This window comes from Trichocoleus sp. DQ-A2, assembly GCF_039961915.1.
Lineage (GTDB): Bacteria > Cyanobacteriota > Cyanobacteriia > Cyanobacteriales > FACHB-T130 > FACHB-T130.
In genome coordinates, this window is the sequence record NZ_JAMPKD010000001.1 from 37,929 (window position 1) to 63,516 (window position 25,588).

General features: G+C 45.9%; 26 protein-coding genes. 17 read left to right on the top strand and 9 right to left on the bottom strand.

Features of this window, described 5'->3' with window-relative positions:
• Positions 1-53: 53 nt before the first annotated feature.
• A complete protein-coding gene (gene urtE / locus NC997_RS00190; protein ID WP_190410218.1) occupies positions 54-755 on the top strand; it encodes an urea ABC transporter ATP-binding subunit UrtE in 702 nt (233 codons plus the stop codon).
• A 175-nt stretch (positions 756-930) separates the two neighbouring features.
• Positions 931-3,051, top strand: a complete 2,121-nt coding sequence (locus NC997_RS00195; RefSeq protein WP_190524219.1) for an ATP-binding protein — start codon at positions 931-933, stop codon at positions 3,049-3,051.
• Positions 3,052-3,174: 123 nt separating this feature from the next.
• Here the strand turns inward: NC997_RS00195 and NC997_RS00200 are convergent, their stop codons facing one another.
• Entirely contained in the window at positions 3,175-3,996 is an 822-nt protein-coding gene (locus tag NC997_RS00200) for a hypothetical protein (protein WP_190524222.1), read from the bottom strand.
• Between the two features lie 112 nt (positions 3,997-4,108).
• Between NC997_RS00200 and NC997_RS00205 the strand changes: the two genes are divergently transcribed.
• The 7 genes from NC997_RS00205 to ureC all read left to right on the top strand — a co-directional run bounded on the left by NC997_RS00205 (position 4,109) and on the right by ureC (position 9,233).
• Positions 4,109-4,996, top strand: coding sequence for an urease accessory protein UreD (locus NC997_RS00205; protein WP_190410221.1), 888 nt, complete (start codon positions 4,109-4,111; stop codon positions 4,994-4,996).
• A 49-nt stretch (positions 4,997-5,045) separates the two neighbouring features.
• The gene (ureA, locus tag NC997_RS00210; protein WP_190410222.1) at positions 5,046-5,348 is read left to right on the top strand and encodes an urease subunit gamma; all 303 of its coding nucleotides are present in this window, start codon (positions 5,046-5,048) and stop codon (positions 5,346-5,348) included.
• Between the two features lie 27 nt (positions 5,349-5,375).
• Positions 5,376-5,933, top strand: a complete 558-nt coding sequence (locus tag NC997_RS00215) for a DJ-1/PfpI family protein (protein ID WP_190410223.1) — start codon at positions 5,376-5,378, stop codon at positions 5,931-5,933.
• 137 nt (positions 5,934-6,070) lie between these two features.
• Positions 6,071-6,376 (top strand): urease subunit beta, encoded by a 306-nt coding sequence (locus NC997_RS00220; protein ID WP_190524225.1) that lies wholly within the window; start codon positions 6,071-6,073, stop codon positions 6,374-6,376.
• A 20-nt stretch (positions 6,377-6,396) separates the two neighbouring features.
• A complete protein-coding gene (locus NC997_RS00225) occupies positions 6,397-6,861 on the top strand; it encodes a cupin domain-containing protein (RefSeq protein ID WP_190410225.1) in 465 nt (154 codons plus the stop codon).
• Positions 6,862-6,873: 12 nt separating this feature from the next.
• Complete coding sequence (locus NC997_RS00230; RefSeq protein WP_190410271.1) at positions 6,874-7,410, top strand: DUF1349 domain-containing protein; 537 nt, start codon at positions 6,874-6,876, stop codon at positions 7,408-7,410.
• A 98-nt stretch (positions 7,411-7,508) separates the two neighbouring features.
• Complete coding sequence (gene ureC, locus NC997_RS00235; RefSeq protein WP_190410226.1) at positions 7,509-9,233, top strand: urease subunit alpha; 1,725 nt, start codon at positions 7,509-7,511, stop codon at positions 9,231-9,233.
• Positions 9,234-9,292: 59 nt separating this feature from the next.
• Here ureC and NC997_RS00240 read toward each other — a convergent pair whose 3' ends face one another.
• On the bottom strand, positions 9,293-9,727 hold the full coding sequence (locus NC997_RS00240; protein ID WP_190426776.1) for a hypothetical protein: 435 nt from the start codon (positions 9,725-9,727) through the stop codon (positions 9,293-9,295).
• 610 nt (positions 9,728-10,337) lie between these two features.
• Here NC997_RS00240 and NC997_RS00245 point away from each other — a divergent pair.
• Both NC997_RS00245 and NC997_RS00250 read left to right on the top strand, forming a co-directional pair.
• A complete protein-coding gene (locus NC997_RS00245; protein WP_190410228.1) occupies positions 10,338-11,477 on the top strand; it encodes a hybrid sensor histidine kinase/response regulator in 1,140 nt (379 codons plus the stop codon).
• A gap of 78 nt (positions 11,478-11,555) precedes the next feature.
• Positions 11,556-12,932, top strand: coding sequence for an aldehyde dehydrogenase (locus NC997_RS00250; protein WP_190524229.1), 1,377 nt, complete (start codon positions 11,556-11,558; stop codon positions 12,930-12,932).
• 112 nt (positions 12,933-13,044) lie between these two features.
• Here the strand turns inward: NC997_RS00250 and NC997_RS00255 are convergent, their stop codons facing one another.
• From NC997_RS00255 to NC997_RS00265, 3 genes are all read right to left on the bottom strand, one after another.
• On the bottom strand, positions 13,045-13,638 hold the full coding sequence (locus tag NC997_RS00255; protein WP_190440199.1) for a sulfite oxidase-like oxidoreductase: 594 nt from the start codon (positions 13,636-13,638) through the stop codon (positions 13,045-13,047).
• A 124-nt stretch (positions 13,639-13,762) separates the two neighbouring features.
• Positions 13,763-13,936 (bottom strand): 50S ribosomal protein L32, encoded by a 174-nt coding sequence (rpmF, locus tag NC997_RS00260; RefSeq protein WP_190410231.1) that lies wholly within the window; start codon positions 13,934-13,936, stop codon positions 13,763-13,765.
• Positions 13,937-14,101: 165 nt separating this feature from the next.
• The gene (locus NC997_RS00265; protein WP_190524232.1) at positions 14,102-14,911 is read right to left on the bottom strand and encodes a hypothetical protein; all 810 of its coding nucleotides are present in this window, start codon (positions 14,909-14,911) and stop codon (positions 14,102-14,104) included.
• 294 nt (positions 14,912-15,205) lie between these two features.
• Between NC997_RS00265 and NC997_RS00270 the strand changes: the two genes are divergently transcribed.
• Both NC997_RS00270 and NC997_RS00275 read left to right on the top strand, forming a co-directional pair.
• Positions 15,206-15,754: a DUF2808 domain-containing protein gene (locus NC997_RS00270; protein WP_190524236.1), complete on the top strand. Its 549-nt coding sequence runs from the start codon at positions 15,206-15,208 to the stop codon at positions 15,752-15,754.
• A 168-nt stretch (positions 15,755-15,922) separates the two neighbouring features.
• Positions 15,923-17,512 carry a DUF1565 domain-containing protein gene (locus NC997_RS00275; RefSeq protein WP_190524238.1) on the top strand — a complete coding sequence of 530 codons (1,590 nt, stop codon included), beginning with the start codon at positions 15,923-15,925 and terminating at the stop codon, positions 17,510-17,512.
• A gap of 82 nt (positions 17,513-17,594) precedes the next feature.
• Here NC997_RS00275 and NC997_RS00280 read toward each other — a convergent pair whose 3' ends face one another.
• On the bottom strand, positions 17,595-19,226 hold the full coding sequence (locus tag NC997_RS00280; RefSeq protein WP_190524242.1) for a chemotaxis protein CheB: 1,632 nt from the start codon (positions 19,224-19,226) through the stop codon (positions 17,595-17,597).
• A 568-nt stretch (positions 19,227-19,794) separates the two neighbouring features.
• Between NC997_RS00280 and NC997_RS00285 the strand changes: the two genes are divergently transcribed.
• The gene (locus NC997_RS00285; protein WP_190524244.1) at positions 19,795-20,976 is read left to right on the top strand and encodes a GNAT family N-acetyltransferase; all 1,182 of its coding nucleotides are present in this window, start codon (positions 19,795-19,797) and stop codon (positions 20,974-20,976) included.
• A gap of 110 nt (positions 20,977-21,086) precedes the next feature.
• A complete protein-coding gene (locus NC997_RS00290; RefSeq protein WP_190410237.1) occupies positions 21,087-21,470 on the top strand; it encodes a DUF4346 domain-containing protein in 384 nt (127 codons plus the stop codon).
• Here NC997_RS00290 and NC997_RS00295 read toward each other — a convergent pair.
• Entirely contained in the window at positions 21,467-22,192 is a 726-nt protein-coding gene (locus NC997_RS00295) for a TPM domain-containing protein (protein ID WP_190524247.1), read from the bottom strand. The genes NC997_RS00290 and NC997_RS00295 overlap by 4 nt on opposite strands.
• Before the next feature lie 176 nt (positions 22,193-22,368).
• Between NC997_RS00295 and NC997_RS00300 the strand changes: the two genes are divergently transcribed.
• The gene (locus NC997_RS00300) at positions 22,369-22,608 is read left to right on the top strand and encodes a hypothetical protein (protein ID WP_190410239.1); all 240 of its coding nucleotides are present in this window, start codon (positions 22,369-22,371) and stop codon (positions 22,606-22,608) included.
• Positions 22,609-23,007: 399 nt separating this feature from the next.
• Positions 23,008-23,997 (top strand): pentapeptide repeat-containing protein, encoded by a 990-nt coding sequence (locus NC997_RS00305; RefSeq protein ID WP_190524250.1) that lies wholly within the window; start codon positions 23,008-23,010, stop codon positions 23,995-23,997.
• 291 nt (positions 23,998-24,288) lie between these two features.
• On the opposite strand, the gene NC997_RS00310 is transcribed toward NC997_RS00305, so the two are convergent.
• Entirely contained in the window at positions 24,289-24,618 is a 330-nt protein-coding gene (locus NC997_RS00310) for a DUF3140 domain-containing protein (protein ID WP_190524253.1), read from the bottom strand.
• Between the two features lie 9 nt (positions 24,619-24,627).
• On the bottom strand, positions 24,628-24,840 hold the full coding sequence (locus NC997_RS00315; RefSeq protein ID WP_190410242.1) for a DUF2945 domain-containing protein: 213 nt from the start codon (positions 24,838-24,840) through the stop codon (positions 24,628-24,630).
• Positions 24,841-25,588: the final 748 nt, after the last annotated feature.

The following is a 25,588-nucleotide window of genomic DNA, read 5'->3' on the forward strand; positions in this document are numbered from 1 at the left end:
CTAAATTAAGCAATTAAAAAACGATCGCGTCTTATTCAACCAAGCACAATAAAATGCTAAAAATTTCTAATTTAAATGTCTATTACGGTGAAAGCCATATCCTCCGCAATGTAGATTTGAGCGTCCCCTTAGGGCAAATGGTGTGTCTAATTGGACGTAATGGTGTTGGCAAAACCACTCTACTCAAAACAATTATGGGGCTACTTAAACCCCGTAGCGGCACGATTACTTTTGCTGATGAGATAATAATAGACAAATCTCCAGATCGACGGGCGCGGCTAGGAATTGGTTATGTTCCTCAAGGACGGGAAATTATCTCGCGATTGACAGTGAAAGAAAATTTGTTGCTGGGTTTGGAGGCGCGACGGGAGGGTAGAAATGGTAAGGAAGAAATCCCAGAAGAAATCTTTTCCCTCTTTCCCGTTTTAAAAACGATGCTGTCTCGGATGGGTGGCGATTTAAGTGGAGGACAACAACAGCAACTCGCGATCGCTCGCGCTTTGATGGGGAAGCCGCGGTTACTTGTACTGGATGAACCCACAGAAGGTATTCAACCCTCGATTATTTTAGAAATAGAAGCAGCAGTGCGCCGCATTATTGAATCTACCGGCATTTCTGTTTTATTGGTCGAGCAACACTTGCATTTTGTCCGACAAGCAGATCGGTACTACGCGATGCAAAAAGGCGGTATCGTCGCGTCTGGCTCGACTAGCGAACTCAGTCAGGATGTAATTCAACGGTTTCTGGCTGTCTGACGCACATAGCTAAAAATCTTTGCGAATAAACCGTAGAACTTGCAACCAAGGTAGGCGCTTTTACGCCTCCGAAAATAGAGCGGTCAGTTTACTCTCACAGCCGCTAAACTGTGGAGAGCCTTATGACAGATTATCTGTCTGGAGGACGAAACACCGCATCTATATTAACTCAGAGATGTTCAAGCGGCTGCAACAGCTTCAACCCAAGCTGCTAATTTTTACCTTTGGGGCATCTTTGCTACCCGTGATGTTCCTGAGTGCTGTAGCGTGGCGGTTTGTGCAGCAGCCGCTCATCGACTTAGAAAAGACTCGGCTCGACGATCAAGTTTTAGCCTTTCGGGGATACACTGCGGCTACTGAGAAAGGATTGCAAAATTTATCCTCTAGCTATGCAATCTGGACAGATTTATACAACGCAATTGGGAAGCGAGATGAGGCTTGGATAAAAAAGGAAGTCTCCGAGCAACTTGTTCTTTCTACCGATGTCGATCATGTGAAAGTGGTGGATCGTAGGGGAGAGATTTTGGGAGAGCGGGGTGACGCTTTGCGAATTCCGAATGTAGCTGAGCGGATAACAGATGCGATCGCTACCAACAAGCCAACGACGATGTTGATTGATAGCGGCTTGCCTCAGATATTGCTCTTTTCAACAGCGCCTGTTTACAACAGCGATGGTACGGGGAAGTCACCCGGAACTTTGATTTTAGGGCAAAATTTAGATGAAACTTGGTTGCGTAACTTTCTTAATTTCTCTCAACCTACCACTAAACTGCAAGTTATTTCTCTAGATGGCAAATCAATCATTTCTAGCAATACCAAATCCAGCATTGAGCCTTGGGAACAAGTAAATTTAAAGTCGCAGGTGTTACGCAAGATTCAAAAAGGTAAAACAGTTTATCGGATCGAACCAAAATCTGGTTTGAATACGATATATGCTCCGATTACTTCCCGCAATCAGCCTATTGCCATTGCCAAAATTCAAATTGTCTCAAAGTATTTTAATCAAGCTTCCATCAACCTAAACCGTGTGATTTGGCTAGGACTGGGATTGGCTACCTTGTTATCGATTGCGATCGCACATTTGCTAGCCAAACAAATCGGCAACCCGATTATCCAGCTCTCTGAACGCAGTAAAACCTTAGCCGCAGGCGATTTGACTACCCCCATTCCCGGTATCGGCGCGGGTGGTGAAATCGGTCAACTTGCTCATGCTTATCAAGAAATGGCTCAGGCGCTAAAAGCCCTCATCGGAAACCTAGAGCAACGAGTTGCAAAGCGTACTGAGGAACTAGAACAGGCGCGTCAGACTCTTGAAGAACGGGTGCAACAGCGTACTGAAGAGCTTTCGCAAAAAAACCAGCAATTACAGCAAGCCCACGACCAACTACAGCAACTGAATACTGAATTAACTACCAACGCTCAACAGCTAAGTCAAGCATTACGCAATTTGGGAAGGGCGCAGGCGCAACTCATTCAAACTGAAAAAATGTCTAGTTTGGGTCAACTTGTTGCTGGCATTGCCCACGAAATTAACAATCCGATTAATTTTATTTATGGTAATCTTCCCCATATCAGTGACTACACAAAAAATCTACTGAACCTCGTACAACGCTATCAAAAAAGTTATCCTGATGCTGAAATACAGCAATATATTGAGGACATCGATCTCGATTTTTTGACGGGCGATCTGCCTAAAATTATTACTTCAATGAGGGCTGGCAGCGATCGCATTCGTCAAATTATTCTATTACTGCGAAACTTTTCCCGACTCGATGAAGCTGAAAGGAAGCGCGTCAACATTCATGAAGGAATTGATAGCAGTTTGCTAATTGTGCAGCATCGCTTGCAATCAGGCGGAGACTGGAAGGCGGAGGGAAATCCAGAGATTCAGGTAGTTAAGCAGTACGGCGTTCTGCCACCCGTTGAATGCTATCCGGCGCAGCTTAACCAGGTATTTATGAATATTTTCAGCAATGCAATTGATGCTCTGGAAACTTTCAAAGAGCAACCCGAAAAACGGATTTACATTAAAACTGAATTTAGTGCAGCTAAGCAAATAATTATCAAAATTAAAGATAACGGTTCCGGGATTGCAACAGCGATTAAATCAAAAATATTTGACCCTTTTTTTACAACCAAGCCTGTCGGAAAAGGCATAGGTTTAGGACTAACTGTATGTTATCAAATATTAGAACATCATCAAGGACGTATTGCTATTATCTCCGAACCGGGGCAGGGAACAGAAGTTATCATTGAATTACCCATTAAGTTAAACAATCCAATTGGTAATCCCTAAAAGGTGCTGATTGCCTTTTTCTTAGCAATCAACAAGCTAGTAAGTTTTAATTTATCGGATTTTTTGCACTTGATAAGCAATACTTACCAATTAGAAAATTACTATTTTATTTGCTATTTAAAATTAATTTTGATTTCTAGGATCTCCAAAGAGATAGTAACCAGTAACTTTTTTAAAAGCCTCGGAAGTTTTATCACCAAGGCAACCATCTACACTTAAATAAATTCCTGAAAATTGATTTAAAAACTGTTGCAGTTCTTTGCCGTTATCAATCTTAGAATCTGGGGAATAATATACCAAAGGTTGCTTTTCGCCAGGTTGGATATCTACATCTTTTTCTCCAACCTCACTGGTTTCTGGATTATCCCAAGTAATGGTTCCTCGATCGATCATTCGGCGCAGAAGTACGGCGGCACCGTATTGCTGCGATACGGCTGTATTTGACCAGGTGCCATCGTCAACGTATTTTCCTTTAGTATAGTGGTTTGAAGCACTCCACAAATAAGGTGAAAGAACATCAGAATGGTAGAGGCGATAACCCCAACCGTTGTAGCCTTCTAACTTAAAAAGAATGCTCGGAAGACTCCACTCTTTCCATTGGTCAAATTTATCAAAAGTTAAAGCATCAATAGCACTTTCTTCCCATGTAAAGGGAGGATCGCCATTAGAGGGGCGATTTTTTGGTTCGTGTACGGTTCTTTTTGTCAGCGGATCTCCATTATGCAGGTGAGTATTGAAATTTAAGGAAGATTCCATGTTGTGAATAATGGCTATCACATACCAGGGAATCGCCAGTCTTTTCCCTACCGCATCATACCTAGCCCGATTTGTATCAATGGTATCTAAAATATTATTTACTTGCTCAATTTTATTTTTAGTGATTTTGCAGCTATCAAAGAGTTGCTGGTATTCGTTTTTTAAGCTTTCAAAGCTGATAGCCGCCATAAGAATCTCCAGTATAAAGACTTAAGAATATTCGGTTGAATCGAGTTTAATGGTATTTTTGTTTAAGATGATTTTCCGGAGTAAAAAATTAACAATTTATACACCAAATTTAATGAAAGACCTCGATCCGGCAGTAGCAAATCCCTCATCCTCTGGATGGCACGGCATTCTTAACTTGGAGTTTTCTAAAACCCAAAGCAAAACCCAGGTGATTAGCGATCGCGTAAAAGCACCGCTGAAGGTACAGCGCCCATTTTATCCAGAAGGGTCGGAGATTTGTCATAGTGTAATTTTGCATACAGCGGGGGGTGTTGTGGGGGGCGATCGCTTATCGCTTAATTTCCACCTCCAACCCAACGCCCAAGCCTTAATCACTACCGCTGCCGCCGGTAAGGTTTATCGCAGTAATGGATTGCCAGCGAGTCAAACGATTGAAATCGAGGTGAACGCGGGTGCTACTTTGGAGTGGCTACCGCAGGAAACAATTATTTTTGACGGTGCGATGTATCGACAAGACTTGCGGGTAGAATTAGCTCCAGAAGCAAGTTGGCTGGGTTGGGAAATTACACGCTTTGGACGCAGTGCCAGAGGGGAGAGATTCTTACACGGAGAGTGGCGATCGCATACCGAAATCTGGCAGCAAGGACGCCCTCTGTGGATTGACAGGCAATGGCTACCTGGCGGGACAGAAATCCTCGACAGTCCTCACGGTTTAGCTGGGCAATCCGTTGTAGCGAGTTTAGTCTGGATTGGGCAAGCGGTGTCACCGGAGATTGTGGAAAAAGCACGAAATCTAGGGAATCATTCACCCTTTTTCAAGAAAGGAACAGGGGGGAATATTCACCAAGCAGGCATTACTCGTCTTCCTTCTGGGCTATTGTGTCGCTATCGCGGTTCTTCTACTTCCCAGGTGCGAAACTGGTTTATAGATATTTGGAATTTGCTGCGATTGCACTTTTTAGAACGCCCTGCTTGTCCACCGAGAGTATGGCAAATTTGAACAAACCGCAAAGAACACGGAGAACACGAAGGAGTTTAAGAGGTTATCAATGCAACTGACGCCACAGGAAAAAGATAAGCTATTAATTTTTACGGCGGCACTGTTAGCGGAACGCCGTAAGGAAAGAGGTTTAAAGCTGAATTACCCAGAAGCGATCGCTTATATTTCCGCTGGTATTTTGGAAGGCGCTAGAGATGGACGTACTGTTGCCGATTTAATGAGTTATGGGACAACGCTACTGTCACGGGAAGAAGTGATGGAAGGTGTGCCAGAGATGGTGCATGAAGTCCAGGTAGAAGCGACATTTCCCGATGGGACAAAATTGGTTACAGTTCACAACCCAATTCGTTAGAGAATCCCGTAGATTGAAGGATTGTTTATGAAGGTTGCATTTATCGTTTACACCGGAATGACCGCCTTAGATTTTATCGGAGTTTACGATCCAGTTACTCGTCTCAAGACAATGGATTTTATGCCCGATTTGGAATGGGATATTTGCGCCCCTTCTCAAGAAGTAAGCGATAACGCTGGACTTCGTTTTACTCCGAACAAAGTAGGCGAATCTCTTCAATCCTATGACATGATTATCATGCCGGGTGGAATTGGCACCAGAAAATTAGTTAACGACCTTGAGTTAATAACATGGCTGAAAACCTCAGCACCTTGCAAGTTCAAAGTTTCTGTGTGTACAGGTTCTTTACTACTCGGTGCAGCGGGATTTTTAGAAGGAAAGACAGCAACAACCCATCCCAATGCTTTCCACGACCTTCAAAAATATTGTAAGTCGGTCGTAGACAAAAGAGTGGTTGATGAAGGTGACGTAATTACCGCCAGAGGCGTTACTTCGGCAATTGATTTGGGTTTATATCTTTGTGAAAAGTTCGCCGGATACGAGATTAAAGAGAAAATCCGTAAACAAATGGATTATCAAACATAATCTTAGAAAAATTAGGTAAGTGTGAGCAATTTACGGAGCCAATTATATTCAGCATTTTACGACACTGAGCCGGTTCCTATGGGTGAATTTATACAATAGTTAGCCGTTTTTATAAAAAACTCAAAGAGGAAGTTGAAATGATTCCTGGAGAAATGCTTGTACAAGCAGGGGAAATAGAACTGAATGCCGGTCGCCCTAGTATAAAACTGCAAGTAGCCAATACAGGCGATCGCCCGATTCAAGTTGGTTCTCATTTTCACTTCTATGAGGTGAACGAATCTTTAGATTTCGATAGAGAACAAGCAAAGGGAATGCGCCTGAACATTCCAGCAGGTACAGCCGTGCGCTTTGAACCTGGAGATGAAAAAGAAGTGGAATTAGTACCATTTGTTGGTAGCCATCAAGTATATGGCTTTAATGGCAAAATAAATGGTTCGCTATAGCAATTAATGAGGATAATTAAATGACTTTACCGATAAAAGAAATTGTACTAGCGCCTGGAGAAGGCAGGCATCTTACTATTGGTAACAGCGAAGCTACATTTAAAGCGGTTGGTGCCGATACTCACGGGAACTTAGGGCTGTTTGAGTTTAGCCTAGAACCGGATGGAACCGGGGCGCAACCACACATCCATCGCCAGATGGAGGAGATGTTTTATGTCCTGGAAGGGGAAGTGGAAATCCTCGTCGGGGATAGAACAGTAAAAGGACAACCAGGGGCATTTGTGCTTGTCCCTCGCGGTACACCTCACGGGTTCGCTAACCACAGTACAAAGCCAGCGAAGCTGTTAATAATGTTTTGTCCGGGGGGAGAACGCGAAAAATATTTTGAGGGACTAGCTGAACTGATGAAAGACGGGCAAAAACCCGATCGGGAAGCTTTGCTTGAGTTAATGCGAGGATTCGACCAGGAACCAGTAGAAATTTAGAAAAGAATGGCGATGGAATGGTATAACGAACCGCCAACTTGGAATGTCCAAGGCAATACAATTATCATTACAGCCGCTGGGAAAACTGATTTTTGGCGAGAAACTCACTACGGCTTTATTCGAGATAACGGTCACTTTTTTTATCAGCCAGCGAACAAAGACTTCATGGTTGAGGTGAAAGTTAGTGGTGAGTATCGAGATTTGTACGATCAAGCCGGATTGATGCTGCGCTTAGATGAGGCGAATTGGTTAAAATGTGGCATTGAATTTGTCGAGGGTGTACAACAAGTCAGCGCTGTGGTAACAAGAGATTACTCAGATTGGTCTGTTGTCCCGCTACCAGATAACCCGACTTCTCTTTGGATGCGCGTACATCGACGTGGCACTGCTGTAGAGGTGCAATACTCTCTGGATGGCACCCAGTACACGATGCTACGCCTTGGTTATCTCACGCCAGTTGAGACGGTGAATGTAGGGATAATGTGTGCTTCTCCAGAGGGAAATGGCTTCTCAATGAAATTTGAGGGATTCAAAATTAATCGCTTGTAACCCAAAAAACGCCAAGAATAGCCCAAAACTTTGCGTACCTTTGCGCTTCCCTTTGCGTACCTTTGCGTTAAAAATATACCACTCTAGAGGAGTCAAGGATGAGTTACAGAATGGATCGCCGCGCTTACGCCGAAACCTATGGTCCGACAGTCGGCGATCGCGTTCGTCTTGCTGATACCGAATTATTCATCGAAGTCGAACAAGACTTCACGACCTACGGCGATGAAGTGAAATTCGGTGGCGGCAAAGTCATCCGAGATGGCATGGGACAATCTCCTATTTCTAATGCCGACGGTGCCGTCGATCTGGTAATTACCAACGCCTTAATCCTCGACTGGTGGGGGATTGTCAAAGCCGATATTGGTATTAAAAATGGCAATATTTTTAAAATTGGGAAAGCTGGAAATCCTTACATTCAAGACAACGTAGAGATTATTATTGGCCCTGGAACTGAGGTCGTTGCCGGGGAAGGAATGATTCTCACCGCTGGCGGGATTGACAGCCACATTCACTTTATTTGTCCGCAACAAATTGAAGTCGCGATCGCATCCGGCATCACCACCATGATCGGCGGTGGTACTGGCCCCGCTACGGGTACAAATGCGACCACTTGCACTCCTGGCCCGTGGAATATGTACCGGATGCTGCAAGCCGCTGACGCCTTCCCGGTAAATCTAGGCTTCTTAGGGAAAGGCAATAGCAGCCAACCCCAAGGACTAATCGAACAAGTCTTAGCTGGGGCGATAGGTTTAAAACTGCACGAAGACTGGGGCACCACACCCGCGACGATTGATACTTGCTTGAGCGTTGCGGATAATTATGATGTGCAGGTAGCCATTCATACCGATACCTTGAACGAGGCCGGTTTTGTAGAAACCACCATCGCCGCATTTAAGAATCGCGTTATTCACACTTACCACACCGAGGGAGCCGGTGGAGGTCACGCGCCGGACATTATCAAAGTATGCGGCGAAGCGAACGTCCTGCCCTCTTCCACCAACCCGACGCGCCCTTATACCGTCAATACCCTAGACGAACACCTGGATATGCTAATGGTGTGTCATCACCTCGACCCCAGCATTCCCGAAGATGTCGCCTTTGCCGAGTCCCGGATTCGCCGGGAAACCATTGCCGCTGAAGATATCCTGCACGATTTGGGCGCATTCAGCATGATTTCCTCTGATTCTCAGGCGATGGGGCGGGTCGGCGAGGTAATCATTCGCACCTGGCAAACGGCACACAAAATGAAAGTGCAGCGGGGAAACCTTTCCCCATTGCTACCAGGAGAGGGGCAAGAGAGGGCGGATAATTTCCGGGCAAAGCGCTACGTTGCTAAATATACAATCAATCCAGCCATTACCCACGGGATTTCGCAGTATGTTGGTTCGGTAGAAGTGGGGAAATTGGCGGATTTGTGCCTCTGGCGTCCGGCATTTTTTGGCGTCAAGCCAGAGATAGTCATCAAAGGGGGTGCGATCGCTTACGCTCAAATGGGCGATGCCAACGCTAGTATCCCCACACCGCAACCAGTGCATATGCGCCCAATGTTCGGCAGTTTTGGAGGCGCGATCGCTGCCACTTCTCTAACTTTTATTTCCCAAGCGGCACTCGAACAAGAGATTCCCAGCCAGCTTAAGCTACAAAAGCCAGCCGTTGCCGTCAGCGGTACGCGGCAGCTCAGTAAGCGAGACATGAAATTAAACGATGCCCTGCCTCACATGGAAGTAAATCCGGAAACCTACGAAGTGCGAGCCGATGGGGAATTGCTGACTTGCGAACCGGCAACCGTTCTCCCATTAGCACAACGCTACTTTTTATTCTGATTAAATTGGTAGTAGAGAAGCGATTAACTTGCTAGAGATGCAACTAATCGCTTCTCTACTTATCTATTTTTCAAAACTAATACCCCTTCCGGATTCACCTCGTATTGTGCCCCCACATAACCAGTGCGGTCATACAGAATTTGGTGAATGTGTTGGTCTAGTTTTGCTTCATCAGAAATTTGAGGTCGATAATATTCTTTGATTTGCTCCTCGATGCCCATCACCTCAAGACGGTCGTGAAGTGCTGCGGGTTCTCCTGCTAAATAAGCATTTCGTGCCGCATCATCGCTCAAGAAGCTCATCAAGATTGGCAACGGAACCCCGCCAATCGTCATCCTGCCACTGCTCAGCAGTAGCACCCCTAGAAAGATAGATAAAAGTATAGAAAAGTAGATGCCCGCGATCAGTTTTACAGGAACTTTAGGCGAAGGACGGTAATCAGGGCGTTGTTGTTTGCGAATGGTTCGACTAGATTCAGGTGCTAAGCGACCCATACTTTCCAACTTTAGAATCTTCTCTTCAATTGATGACTGAAATTGGGGGGGTCGGTCAATCTATCCGGAGGCGTAAAAATTTAAAGAGTGGGGAAACAACGCAGTCAACATAGAACGCAGACCGCTAAGTAGCGGAGCGTTTAAAGCGATCGCTTCCACGTCCATCCTGTAGATAAAGCTGTCTCATTACCAACCACTCAAATTTTTATCTTGAGCGCGATCGCCCAAAAGACCTCTTTTACCTATCCATCCGCACGAGGAAATTGACTTCGCTACTGCCTATCTTTCCCGTTTTGCTTAATTTATAGATGTAAATAAACTAGATATCTGCGATTTTTTCTTTCCAGCAATGAGCAGCCAGATGTATCAGATGGCAGAAAAGTATGACCGTCATCCTAAAGGTTTATAATTAATTTTCTGTTGCTAAGGTCATTTGGCTAGTCCAGACACTGGATAGAAGCCAAAGAAGCAAAGATTCGGTAAAGATCGCCAACAATCCTTCTGTAGAATGAGGCAAAATGATACCTTAGGCGTAAAGAATGTTACGTGATGCACGATTAATTTACAAAAATTAATTTCAATAAACTTGAGTTGTTAACCTATCGCTTCCATGAAGAATCATTCGAGTCTCAATCAACCTTCTAAAACTGACCGCATTCTCGTTGTGGATGATTCTCCCGATAACTTGTTTTTGGTTCAAACCATTTTAGAAGAAGAGGGATATCAAATTACCTTGGCGGAAAATGGTCGTTCTGCCTTAAACGAGATTGAACAATCTCCACCAGACTTGGTCTTGTTGGATGTGATGATGCCGGGGATGGATGGATATGAAGTCACGAGGCGAGTCCGTGATAATACTAAGTTGCCATTTATCCCGATTTTACTGATCACAGCCCACGATCACGCCAGCGTGGTAGAGGGATTAGATACTGGAGCAGATGATTTTATTCGCAAGCCAGTGCAAGTTGACGAATTGCTGGCGCGGGTGCGATCGCTTCTGCGGCTCAAGCATAGTGTGGACGAACGCGATCAAATTGCCCGTCAGCGAGAAGATTTCGTTTCCTGGCTCACCCACGACTTGCGGACGCCGATCGTCGCCGCAGAGCGGATGCTGGCTTTATTTAGGCAAGGAGCCTTAGGAGAACTCTCACCAGGAATGCAAGAAGCGATCGCTACAATGGATCGCAGCAACCGCAACTTGCTGGCGATGGTGAATACTTTATTAGAAGTCTATCGCTATGAAGCCGGTCGTAAAACCCTGAGCTTCTCACCAATTGACCTGCGGAAACTACTTCAGGAAGTAGTTCAAGAACTTTCTCCCTTAGCAGAGGAAAAGAACCTCACCCTGAAGCTGGATTTAGGGGACAGCGCCGACAATCATCCGCTTGATTTCAAAGTAGTCGGCGATCGCATGGAAATCCATCGGGTTTTAACGAACTTAATCGGAAATGCTATCAAATTTACAGATAACGGTTCAGTTGCTGTCCATGCGTCGGTAGGTTCCCATACAAGTAACTCCGCTAATCCCGCCATCGTGATTGACGTTAACGACACAGGTCCTGGCATCACCTTAGAAGACCAGAAAGTTTTATTTGAGCGGTTTCGCCAAGGGAACCACAAGCGTTCTGGCAGCGGTTTAGGGCTGCATCTATCGCGTAGAATTGTGGAAGCTCATCAAGGTGAAATAGAAGTCAAATCCGAGTTGGGTAAAGGTAGTTTATTTAGAGTTCGCTTGCCTGCTCAAATATGAAATTTTATTGTTGGATTTTAGATTTTGGATTTCAAAGGGTATAGAGTCTAAAATTTAAAATCCAACATTGGAGAAAAAATGCTAGTACCACAAAAAGTTAGTAATATCGTATCTCAGCAAAAAACGTTTTTTGCAACCGGAAAAACTAAAGACATATCGTTTAGAATTCAACATTTAAAGCTTTTAAAAAGAGCATTATTAGAGAATGAAGCCGCTATTTTTAAGGCTTTGCAAACCGACCTAAACAAATCAGTGTTTGAAGCTGCTTTATCAGAAATAGGAGTTTGCTTAGAAGAAATTAATTATGCGTTAAAAAATATTAATACCTGGACAAAACCCAAGAAAATAAAGGCACCAATTACCCAATTTATAGCCTCCGCTCAGGTTTATTCTGAGCCGTTGGGTGTAGTTCTAATCGTGGGAGCTTGGAACTATCCCTTGCAGCTACTAATTTCCCCTCTAGTGGGTGCGATCGCAGCCGGTAACTGTGCGATTTTAAAACCTTCAGAAATAGCTGCAAATACATCCCATCTGTTAGCTGAGATTATCCCTAAATACTTTAATCCTGAAGTAGTGGCTGTTGTAGAAGGCGGTATTGAAACTAGCCAACAGTTACTCGAAGAAAAGTTTGACTATATCTTTTTTACAGGCGGTAGCGAAGTCGGAAAAATTGTTATGGCGGCAGCAGCCAAACATCTGACGCCCGTTACCCTGGAATTGGGTGGCAAAAGTCCTTGTATTGTAGATGCCGATACTCATCTGGAATACACTGCCAAAAGGATTGTTTGGGGTAAATTCATGAATGCAGGTCAAACTTGTATTGCCCCAGATTATCTTTTAGTAGATAAAAAAATTAAAAGAGATTTACTCGCACAAATCAAAAATTGTATTCACGATTTTTATGGGGATGAACCGGAAAAAAGCCCTGATTATGGCAGAATTATTAATCAAAAACACTTTAACCGTCTTTGTAAATATCTAGATGGGGATGTTTTGATTGGTGGAGAGACTAATCCATCTGAGCGATACATTGCTCCTACCGTCATCGATCGCGTTGGCTGGGAAGATCCAGTCATGCAAGAAGAAATCTTTGGTCCAATTCTGCCAGTCCTAGAATATACAGAGTTGAACGAAGCGATCGCGCTTGTCAACGCCAAACCGAAACCCTTAGCCCTCTACTTCTTCTCGAAAGACAAACAAAAGCAACAAACCGTCTTGCAACAAACCTCTTCAGGCGGTGTTTGCATCAACGATACCGTTATGCAGGTTGGTGTCCTAGATTTACCCTTCGGTGGCGTCGGAGAGAGCGGCATCGGTCGTTATCACGGCAAGGCAAGTTTTGAGACATTCTCCCATCAAAAAAGCGTACTCAACAAATCTTTTCTCGTTGATATGAAGTTGAGATACGCTCCCTATAAAGACAAGCTCAAGATCCTGAAGTGGCTAATGAAATAATTAGTAATGAGAAAAAAGTTTTAAATTGTAGAGGCGCGATTTATTGCGTCTGAGTTTTGAATTAAAGAATTCTTTTATAACTCAAAACTCAAAACTCTCTTTTCCTAGTCCCTTAATAGCTATATCGCTCTTCTGCCCACGGTTCTCCCCGCCGGTGGTAGCCATTGCGCTCCCAAAAACCCGATTCCTCTTGCGGGAGAAATTCTAAGCCGTTAATCCATTTGGCGCTTTTCCAGGCATAAAGGTGAGGGACAACTAGCCGCATCGGTCCGCCATGTTCCGCCGGTAGCGGTTCCCCAAATAGAGTGTGAGCAAAAAAATTTTCTTCTCGCAGAAAGTCTTCTAAAGGAATATTCGTGGTGTAGTCGCCGTAACAGTGTTCCATAACATGAACAGCTTTCGGGTCAACTTCCACCAGCTTCATAAAGTCTGTCACCTTAACGCCAGTCCACTGCACGTCGAGTTTAGACCAGCGGGTGACGCAATGGAAATCGGCAGTAAAGTTATGTTGGGGCAGAGCCATAAAATCTGCCAAGCTGAAAGTCTTTTCGGTTGCCAAACCCCAGACGCGAAATTGCCAGTTGTCAGTATCGATCTGCGGAGTGTTGCCGTAGGTCAGCACCGGGAAGCCTTTCGTCAGATATTGACCGGGAGGAACCCGTTCGCTCTGCTCCGATTCTGGTTTTTTGAAAAATTTTCCTAGCATGAGTCTAGTAGAGATGGCGTTTTGTGTACTCTAATTCTTAATATGCACTTATATCCAAAAAAATAGCGCCCAAAGGCGCTCGGAAATTCTAGGAGGCTGAGACGAAAAGCAACCTCTAGGATAATTATTCTTCTTCGGCTTCTTCTTCCTGGGTTGGATACACAAACTTAGAACGCCCAGTCAGAATCGATTTGCCCAAAGACAGAGCTTTCTGAGCTTGAATTGTCGCCTTGTGCTTCCAGGTGGCTTTGCGCTTATCGCGCTTGGATTTTGATGTTTTCTTCTTAGGAACCGCCATGATCGTAACTCCAGCAATCGTTTACAGCCTTCCTATTCTAAGAGATCCCTTGACCAGTTCCATCTAGTCGGGCGAATTTCTCGACTGTCTCACCCTTGTTCGTTCCCGATGAGGCAGTGAGCAGAGAGGTGTGCGCGGTAGTTCACACGCTGGTTTGCGCGGTTTTTATCGCCCCTGTCCGGTGGTTCCCGTTCCAGTGGTTGGCGTAGTGGGATTGGGAATGTTCTCTGTTGGATTGGGAATGTTTTCTGTTGGATTGGGAATCGTTTCCGTGGGATTTACATTACCGCCAGGAAATGCTGGTGAAGAGGGAATCGTTGGCGAGGTGGGAGCAGTTGGTGCATTTGGTGCAGTTGGGGCTGCGGTTCCGGGTGCCTGGTTCTGAGGAGTACCGGGGGCTGCGGGAGCGGCTGTTCCCGGTGTCTGGTTCTGAGGAGTCCCTGTAGCCGCTCCGGGCGCGACATCCCTAATGTTACCGGGCACTGCGGTTGGTGGGGGAGGCGTAGCAGGTGCACCCTGTGCTGGTGCTGGGGGGGGTTCGGCAGTAGCGGGAACGGGCTGATCGGAAGGCGTCACGTCATCCACAAAACCGAGTAAAGACTTAGTATTGGGGAAGTAGGTTGCCCAGCGGGGGGTATCGGGGCGGCTTCTCCAGGCTCCACGAGTTACTTTTAAAGAAAGAATCGGCGCGATCGCTCCCTGATTTTGCCCTAGAATCATCACGGCAACATCAGTCACTAAGATGTCGCGGTCAAAGCTACGCTGCGCCGCCGCCCTAGCTACTACCTCGGCTCTGCGGACAAAACCTTCGTAAGTTTCTGCTGGCTGACGAACCAAGGCAACTTCAGAGCGAGCAGTGTAAGCTTGGGCAATCTGCGGTACAAAAGCAGCCGTTGCCAGCCAAGTTGCTCCCCCACAACCGAGCAATGTCACTAAACTAATGGGTGCAATTCGCTTAGCTGCAAAAGACTTCATCAAATTAGCAGTCCTCTGACTCCAGCATCTCCTTTGAAACTCGATTGCTGATACAACGTTCAAACCATCAGAACCTAATTCGTGCATAGTTGCCACCCGGTTTTTGCCCCGCCCTAAGAATCACCGATTTTAGCCTTCCTACTTTGAAGATAATGCCCAACAAAAATGTAGTTCATCTACATCATGGCTGAGAATTACCTCCCACTGTAGAGGGATTTTGCCATAGATCACGACAAAATTGAATTCAAAATAGTTCCGAGTAAATGAATCTTTTCTTGTCGTTGGTACTTAGCTATGCGTTCTTTTTTAGTTTTCAGCTCAACCCTAGCGGTAATAGCTAGCATTTGGGGAGTCTTCAGTCCTTCAACTAGGGCGATTCAGCTAGCAGATGGAACTGTTTCCTTTGAAAAACCGCCTCGCTTAGTAAATGCTACGACTACCTTTGACCGGATTAATGTCTGGGGAGCTACCTATTATTTCACTGTTAGTCTGCCAGAAAATGCTGGTGAACCGCTTGGGCAAGTGACGATTACCCAAAACGAGGGATTAGATAAAATTCGGTTTAAACTTGACGACAGCGAGGCATTTGAAGGGAAGCCGGGAAACAAAGGCGAGAAGTTAGCGCTGGGAAAAGTCACAAGAGATAGCCAGACAAACACCATTTCAGTCATGTTTGATCCTCCGATACCTCCAGGTAAAACCGTTACGATTGGTCTCGATCCAGTACGTAACCCCTTCAGCAGCGGCGTCTACCTGTTCCGAATCAAAGCTTTTCCCGCCGGAGAGAAAGCTTATGGTTTAGATTTGGGCGTGGGACGCCTGCACTTCTATTCGCCCTTTTAAAAGCTTGTCTTTCTCTTAAACATCATTGCTGAATTTTCCGGATAGGCTCTTATAGGGGATGTAGGCGTCTGAATTGCTTGCATAAAACAAGTAAATTTGCAAGCGATCGCTACTCTGGTTGCAGATTTTTGTTGCCACACCCCCGAATTACTCTGTTTCAATATCACTATGGCTCAAACTTTTTTTATCAATCCAGCGACCGGAAATGATAGCGCTGCTGGCAGCCAGTCAGCGCCGTTCAAGACAATTACCAAAGCTCTCCAGCAAGCACAATCCGATACGACAATTCAACTAACAGCTGGGAACTACAATACAGCCAGCGGTGAAGTCTTTCCCCTCAAGGTGCCAACTGGGGTCAAGGTTGTGGGGAATGAAGCCAATAAAGGCAGCGGCATTTTGATTGAAGGAAGTGGAACCTACAGTAGCCCTAACTCTTCTGGGGGTCAAAATGTGACAGTCACTTTAGCCAATAATGCTCAACTCCGGGGCGTAACTGCGACCAATCTGGCTACACGCGGAACTGCCGTCTGGATAGAATCGAACGGCTCCACGGTTGCCAATTGCACCTTCACCAATAGCAAGCGCGAGGGAGTCTTTGTGACTGGTGATGGCAACCCGGTCATTACCAATAATGTATTTACTAAAAATCTGGGTAATGGCATCTCGCTAGCGGGAAATGCCAAAGGCGAGATTCGAGGCAATACCTGCCAAAATACGGGTTATGGTATCAGCATTGCGGAGAGTGCTTCTCCATTGGTGGTAGATAACCAAATTTCTGGGAACCGTTCGGGCATTGTCATCTCTGGAAATGCGCGTCCCAAGCTGCGGAATAATCTGAGCGAACGAAACACTGACGATGGTGTGACGATAATTGGCAATGCTTTACCGGATCTGGGCAGTGCCAACGACGCAGGCAAAAATATCCTGCGGTATAACACTAAATTTGATTTACAAAATAGCAGCTCAAACCAGCTAATTGTAGCGGGAAATCAAATAAATCCGGACAAAGTAAAGGGAAGCGTAAACTTGCTCGATAATCAGCTTCCTCCGACTGACACGGCAGGTGGCGGTGGTACTGGCGGCGGTACTGGTGGCGGTACTGGCGGCGGTGGTACCGGCGGCGGTACTGGTGGCGGTGGCACTGGCGGCGGCGGTACTGGTGGCGGCGGTGGTACAGTCGTTGAGCTAACCGATATTAAAGGTCATTGGGCAGAGACTTTTATTCAGGAATTAGTGAAGCAAGAGATTATCAGCGGGTTTCCTGACAAAACCTTTAGACCTGATGCGAGTCTGACGCGGGCGCAATATGCTGCCTTATTGACCAAAGCCTTTACTCCACCTGCCAAAAGAGAAGCGATCGCTTTCAAAGATGTGGCAAACAGTTTCTGGGGTTACGCTGCGATTCAACAAGCCTATCGCGGCGAATTTCTCTCTGGTTTCCCCGACAAAACCTTCAAACCAAACGACAATGTCCAGCGCGTCCAAGTGATTGTCTCTTTGGTTAATGGACTGAAGTTAACCGGGGGCGCTCTCACCGCGTTAAACTTCTTCGATGACCGCACGGGCATTCCAGACTATGCCAAAGATGAGGTCGCAACAGCCGCTCAAAAGCAGCTGGTTGTCAATCATCCAACGCTCAAAAAACTTAACCCCACCCGCGATGCGACGCGGGCGGAAGTAGCGGCAATCGTTTATCAAGCCTTGGTGAATGCTAACCGAGTCTCAGCTATCAACTCACCCTATATCGTGACGGCTTGATCGAGGCTGAAACTGCTTCACCTTGATTAAATGTTTCGACCGCCTTTAGGGGCGAACAGTTGTTCGCCTCTACTTCTCAAATCTACACTGGAGAAACCACGAGATTTACGAGGGTAGACCCGATCTCGTGGAGGGGGAGAACGAAATCTACACTTTCCGTCTCAATGGCGGCGCGAGGCATCTCAAAAAATTCCGATGTACTTTCATCTTGGGCGATCGCTAATCCACCCATCTTATGAATTGCCTGCACCCCGGTTGCACCATCGCTGCCAATTCCAGAGAGAATAACCGCGATCGCCCGTTCTTTAAAACTCGCCGCCAGTGACTGCAATAGCAAGTCAGCAGAGGGGCGTGCAAAGTCAACGAGTACCGCCCCAGACAGGCAAAAAGTCCCCTCCGGGGTGACGAGTAGATGCTGATTTGGAGGAGCCACGTAGACCATCCCCGGTTTTAATAGCTCTCCTTCTTGTGCCTGCTTGAGTGGCAAGGTCGTAGGGCGATTTAAAGCGTCGGTTATCAAACTGGAGGCAGACTGAATGTCGGGTTTTTGCACCACAATAATCGCTGCCGGAAAGTCCGAGGGGAAGGCAGGCAGGATGTGGCTTAAGGCTCTCAGCCCCCCCTCAGATGCCGCTAGCACCACTACTTTGAAAGGGGAGTGCGAATTTCCATTTCCGTCTGCACTCTCGCCTGATTCCTCACTCTGGGCTAGGGGTACTGTCGCAGGCAATTGACCTTGGAAAAGCCCCTGCCGGATGAAATCAGAGCGTTGTTCCGCTTCTTTAGCTTTTGCTTCATAACGCTGTGCTGACAAAGTTTTGTTGCGATCTCGCGAATACTTCGCCATCTTATACATCAGCTCCGCACGCTCTTCTAGAGAACGGATTGCGGCCCACAGCGCCTCCTCCTGAGCCTGGGACTGCCCCGCTACCAGAGTCTCTGCTGAATAAGCGTGCCCCACGCGACAGCGGTACTGGAGCAATCCTCTCTCATTCAGTTGGAACAAACTCCCGCCACAATCTGGACAAGTGAAGCTTGAGTGGGTTCCAGGCTTTCCCCGTTCCCGTAAAGCGGCTCCATCCACTTCCACAATATCGGTATCCGTATCAAATTCGCTTTCGCTAGACACAGTGCTGGCTCCTTCCTCTGCCACAGTTTCATGGGCTAGACGCACTAAAGCAGGGGCGATTGACGACAGCGGCAGGATAAAATCAACATCTGCGTGTTCGATGGCGCTCTTTGGCATCCCTGAGAAAAAAGCGTCCGTTGGGTCTTGAACGACTGCCACGCCCCCTTGCCGCTTTAAATCGATCAGTCCCGCCGTGCCATCGTCGAGGGTACCCGACAATACCACCCCGACTACCCGGCGTTTATACGCCCTCCCTGCGGTGCGAAACAGGGGATCGACTGCCGGACGAGCGTTGTTCTCTTTTGGCCCCTGCACCAAGCGGATATATCCGCGCTTCACCAGCAGGTGATAATCTGGCGGTGCTACATAGATTCGCCCATACTCAATCTTCTCATTGTTTTTAGCATGGTCTGCGTGCAAGGAACCATTCAAAAGCTGCGGCAGAATACTCTTACCCCACGCTGGAAAGTGAACGACGACGAAAATCGCAGCCGGAAGATCCGACGGCAAATCAGCGACCAATTGAGTCAAGGCTTCTACCCCCCCGGCGGAAGCTCCAATAACGATAATGTCGTGACCAGGCATTTGCCTCTCCTGATGGAACACTGCGGAAAAATCCATCCGATTGATGGAATGGGGTGAAAACTCTGCTCAATTAGTGATGATTGTACCTACGGCGGTTTTAGCTGAATTTCTACAAGGAAAATGTGCTTGGCGAGAAGCTCTATCCTTCTCTCGCCAAGCATCTTCTTGAGAGAACCACTATTTTCTGCCTTTCCTGTAAAGCTTGCAAGGCAGTGGAATTTTTAAAGCTTTGGCTTACTTATAACTAATGTAACTACTCGTGTTGCACCCATCTTCTAGCTGGGGAATGAGTTCACTATGAACTTTATAAGTGACCATAAATACAAAAAGCCTTGATGATTTACAGCACTAGAAGCTTGGTACTAGCGGCTGCTTTTTATTAAATTGCGTCTTGAAGCAGCCAGCAGACGTTGCTGCGGATTCAAAATAAATAATTTATAAGTTTTTGCACAAGCGATCGCTTTCTCTTTGCTTTCTCTTTGATGAGATCGGGAAAGTTCCATTACCCTAGAAGAGGCTTTCTCATCCAGTCTGAGTCGCAACCAACGCTCTACCCCCGATTTCTGAAATGGTGGAACAACTTAAACCCCGCTATTCTGTTGCTTGGATTAGTAAAATCGCTGAAGTGCCCCAAGCCGAGTGGGACGCGATCGCTCTGCCGTTGAAAACGCCTTTCCTAGAATGGGATTGGCTCAACAATATGGAAACTTCTGGTAGCGTCGGCGCTAAAACGGGTTGGCTACCCACTCACCTAACGATATGGCGAGACAGGCAGCTAATTGGGGCTGCACCGCTTTATCTGAAAGGGCATAGTTATGGTGAATTTGTATTTGACCATCAGTGGGCAGATTTAGCCCAACGCTTAGGGGTGCAATACTATCCAAAATTGCTGGGAATGTCTCCGATGACCCCAGCGGAAGGCTATCGCTTCTTAATCGCCCCTGGTGAAGATGAGGATGAGCTAACCGAGCTAATGGTGGAGGCGATTGACCATTTTTGCCAAAAAAATCGGATTAGTGGATGTCATTTCCTCTATGTAGACCCCGAATGGCGACCGATTCTGGAACGACACGGTTTTACGCCGTGGCTGCACCATAGTTTCATTTGGCAAAACACGGGCTTTAATACGTTTGATGATTACCTGGGGGCTTTTAACGCCAATCAGCGCCGTAACATCAAACGGGAACGCAAGGCGGTAGAAAAAGCCGGTTTGCAAATCAGAACCCTCACGGGTGATGAGATTCCGAAGCCACTATTTTCGTTAATGTATGACTTCTACGCCGATACGTGCGACAAGTTTGGCTGGTGGGGAAGTAAGTATTTAACTCGGCGATTTTTTGAACAGTTGTATCCCCAGTATCGTCATCGAGTGTTATTTGTTGCCGCCTACGACGAGGAGAATGACCTGCACCCCATCGGAATGTCTTTTTGCCTCACCAAGGGTGAGCAACTATATGGGCGTTATTGGGGTAGCTACCAGGACATTGACTGTCTGCATTTTAATGCCTGCTACTACGCACCAATTGAGTGGGCGATCGCGCATGGCATCCAAAGCTTCGACCCCGGTGCTGGTGGACGTCATAAAAAACGTCGCGGTTTCCCAGCTACTTCCAACTACAGTATGCATCGATTCTATAATCCGCGTTTGGGTCAAGTTCTGCGGACTCACATCCATCAAATCAACGAAATGGAGCAACTGGAAATTGATGCAATTAACCAGGAGTTACCTTTTGCCCAGCGCGATGAATAAAACAACCTTAAGAGGCACGAAAGCTCTGGAGAAATAGAGGAACGAACTAAACTTGAGATAGGCTGTAAGCCTGTTTACAGTGTCGATTGTTTAGAAATCTCTTGATTTTTATGCCTCAAACTGCTCAAGATTTAGCTGCCATTGATGACCAGCTTTCCAAACGTTATATTCACCTCGATCCGGCTGGATATTTCATCATTTACCTGGATCGGGAAGCGGGGCTAATTTGCGCTAAACATTTCACGAATATCATTAACGAACGCGGTTTAGCAGTCGATCCCGAAACTGGCAAACCCATCCCGGTGCGAGGCAAGGTAGAACGTACCCACACCGCTGTCTATAGTGGCAGAACAGCTAAAGAGCTTTGCATAAAAATTTTTGAGCAAACTCAGTCCGCCCCACTCACCATGCTGGATCATGCCGCTTATTTGGGGCGCGAATTTGTCAGGGCTGAGTTTGCTCTAATTAACGGGCAGGAGTACGTTCAAGACTAGCCGGAGAAGCCTTGATAGAAAAAGTAAGTCACCATTGGAATGACAGTGGCAGCGAGCAGTAAGCCAACCACCCAGATAGTCGCGTTGCCAGTGTCGGTTTCTTCTGCCTTTTTAAAGGTTCTTTCGACGTTAACCGTATCTTTGACTTCCGGCGGACCTGGGTCTGGCTCACCTGTTAGTACGGCAATTAAGCGATCGCCTGCATCCGAAAAAGCTTGATTGTATTTGTCGCCTTCCCGCAGTGGCACCAGCACGGTTTCTTCGGCAATGCTCTTGGCGATATCATTGCTCAAGATAGACTTTACCTTTTCACCTGTGCGAATCGCAGTGTTGTTCGTAACGCTATCAATCACCAGTAAAATTTGATTCGCTTGCGCTTCTGGCGTGGGAAACCATTTTTCAAACAACTGATTGGTAAAACTTTCCACTGTTTCGCCATAATCGAGGTGGCGGATGGTCACAAATCGGACTTGATTGCCTGTGTCGTTGGCTAATTTATCCAAATCGGTATTAATTTGACCTTCGGTAAGGCGACTGAGAATTTCAGCTTTATCGAGAATCCAGTTGCGATCGCCTGCTGCTAAATTGGGAATTTGATAAACGCCTGTAGCATTTACTGGCGCTGCGATTAGCTGAGTAGCCAGAACCATCAGGGCAATGGCTACTATCAGGCGCGTCTGGAATTTTATTCGGCGAAAGACTTGAGTGAGGAATTGTCTCATTGGATGAAATGACAAAAATGACTTTTTTCAAAAAATACTACACAAACTCCCCGAAAACTCACTTTCGGTGAAGCGAACGTGTTAGTTTTTAAAAATAGCCTTTTTTCGGTTATATCGAAAGTGAGCGCGATAGGTTAGCAAAATAATCAATAAAATCGCTCTGGGTGGTATCAGCTATGAGTTCACCAGAAATTTACAGGGGTTGGCTAATTGAAGCACGACCAGTATTCTGCGTTCAGGTTTGGAGTGCTGGTGGAGAATGCCTGATTCCCGTCCATAATGCCAAAACTGAGGCAGAAGCACTGGAGTTGGCGAAGCGTTGGATCGACCTGCAAACAGCACCAGAAAATCCTCAGCCCAACTCGTTCGATCCATTTTCCAATGAGATTGACTACGACGATGATATTCCGTTTTGAGCGATCGCATCCTTTGAGTAATCTCATCGCACTGACGCGAGCTTAGAAATAAATTTCGACGAGAAGCTAAAGTAAGCTTTAGCTTACTGGTAAGCGGTTGAACCCGTTTCAACGGATGTTAGCTTTTAGCCCATTTAGTTCGGGGCTGTAGTCCGCGACTTGCTCTTGGCAATGGAAAGAGAGCGATCGCATCTAGAGTGGCAAAATTCGGTTCGCTTCAGTAAAGAGAATTGAGCCACTAACAAAGCGATCGCATTGTCTTAATTTTTATGTAAAAAAATTCATAAAATTTAAACTACTTAAATCAAAAAATGATCCAAAAGTTAATGCATTTTTGGCGATATATTTGGGAACTCTAAAAATAGACAAGTTATCTGTAAGTGAATCTGGAGAAATCCTATGGATGCACAAGAACTGAAACAGCGCTATGAAGAAGGACAAAGAGATTTTAGCGGCGAAAATCTTATAGGGATAAACCTGGAAAGAGCCAATCTATCCGGGTCAGACTTTTCAGGAGCCTATCTATCAGCGGCAAACCTTAGTCGCGCAGTCCTAATCGGAGCAAACTTCAGTGGAGCCTGCCTGCATCGAGCCGATTTGAGTTTTGCCAAAGTCAACGAAGCACGATTCATCGAGACAGACTTGACAAAAGCCAACTTAAGAGGAGCTGTCCTCGTTAAGTCGGTGCTGGTCGGAGCAAAACTAAGTGGTGCAATCCTAACATCAGTAAATCTGCGTTTGTCAAACTTGCGCGGAGTTAACCTGTGCGGTTCGGACCTGCGGGGGATAAACTTGCGGTCGGCTAACTTGGTGGATGCTAACCTAAGTTGGGCAAATCTGAGTGGAGCCAGATTGAGCGGCGCATTGCTGCGAGGAACGATACTCAACGGCGTACACCTGAGAGGAGCTTACTTAAATGGCGTCGATCTCAATGGCATAGACTTGGATGGCGTCAACCTCAGCGAGACCAAACTGAATGGAGCTAATCTGAGTGGTGCCAACCTAGCAGCCACAAATCTGTCTGAAGCCCAGATGCGTGTAACGATTCTATCTAGAGCAAATTTGCACGCATCCAATCTAAATCACTCCTCACTTGCCAAAGCAGACTTATGTGAAGCGAACTTAAGTAAGGCAGACTTGAGTCAAGCCAATTTGAGTGAAGCTGACATGACGGGAGCAAACCTAAATATGGCAAGCTTGCGTGAAGCCAACCTGAGTGAAGCAAGTTTGCGGGGAGCCTATTTGTGGGGAGCTAACTTGAATGTGGCAGAAATGCGTGGAGCCGACTTGACTGGTGCTAGCCTACGGGGAGCCTACCTGGAAGACTCTGATTGGCAACAAGCAATCTTAACGGGTGCAATCCTTCCGGATGGCACAGTCCACGAATAAGTTATCTGGCGGGCATCCTGGGCGATACTTCTACCATTTGTATCTGTGGCTACAACATGAACTAAAGGGTAATTGGTAATTGTTTTCTCGTTACAGCTCATGAGCATTTATTTGTAGCAAGCATTTATAGAAAAAATGGTTTTAACACTCGAAGCGATACGCGCTAAGCGTATCGCTCCAATTCTATGTTGGTGCTGTTAGTTGTAGGTTCTCGTTTCCAAGCGTAAGAAACGAGAAATTTTATTTTGGGAAATTGGAGAGAGTTTTTGCAATTTCTTGGTAAAACTACAGTCACTTGAGCGGATCGTGACCCCAATTCATCAGTGAGTAGCGCCAGCGCGTGTGTTCTATATCGCCTGACGGCTGCTGTGCGCTGTGGCGGTGGACGTAACTAATCACTTTCTTAATGTGCGATATGTCATCTTCGCTGTACTCATCCTTCTTCTTGTGCAACAGCTCGATGATACGCTTACCGGATTTGTGACCTGTTGATTCTTCCTCTCCATCCTTCTGCCCAACAGCTTTAGAATCGTCTGTTTTTAGCCAGGACTCAATTTCCTGCGGTGTCATATTAACAACGCTGTGAAACTCGTCGATAACTGATTTCACATCATTATTCATAATTCAGCATTACTCCTCTTTCTTTAAGGATTCAGGCTTGTGAGCAGCTTCTTTCCCAGTTTTTTCGCTTTCAACTAGATACTCAGGATTATCTTTGGATGCGGCGACATGGTGTCCTTTGATATCTGTGGGTGAAGTGAGTTTTTTCTTCACAGTGCCGCTGGTTTCACCTTGTGAGGTCTTCCATGTAACCTTGTCACCTTTCTTCAATTGATCGCTCAAAGTTTGACTCCTGCTTAATATTTCTTTATCTACTAACTGTCACATTATGGTGGCTGATTTCCAGGGAGTAATCAGTCTAGTTGCAGATTAGCCGCCCGAAGTTTGCTACCACAAATATGCCTTTTGTAAGTGGTTGATTGCTAGGAAAGTGATTACTTAATTGCAGAGTAAATTGCGCGATCGCAAGTGCGCCTAGATGCGAGTACAGCTCAATACATTAGTTAGTACTTAAATTTACCTGGTAGCGATCGCGCCCAATTGCTTGATTTTGCTAGCACAATATTAAAAATTTTTCAAGTCGCCCAATCGACTGACACCCAACTGAGTTACCAAAAATAAGCGACTGGCAAGAAACTTTCAGCAAAGGTTATATCTGTAAAGCAAAGGGATTTGGCTGGCAACCTGAAAATTAGTATCGCCTGAGAGCAGTACCATCTTATTTTACGATTGCCGATTTAAATTGCCGAAATTAATTACTGTCTAATCTTTCACAATCTGCAATTTTAAATCGTCTAACTAGATACCAGTTTCATAAATCCCCTTTTTTTAAATTACTGATAAGTAGGGTAAATTCCAAATTTATTTTGAGGAATCCGAATTTTGCGACCTCTTCCTAAATCGATAATCAGATCGTGATTTTTCAAAGAACTTAGGCGATTAGAAACACTGAAATTCAATTTTGTGGAATCTGGACGCAAGAAAAACAGAAATTTCGATCGAGGTAGAGGTCAAAACCAGCGCCACATAA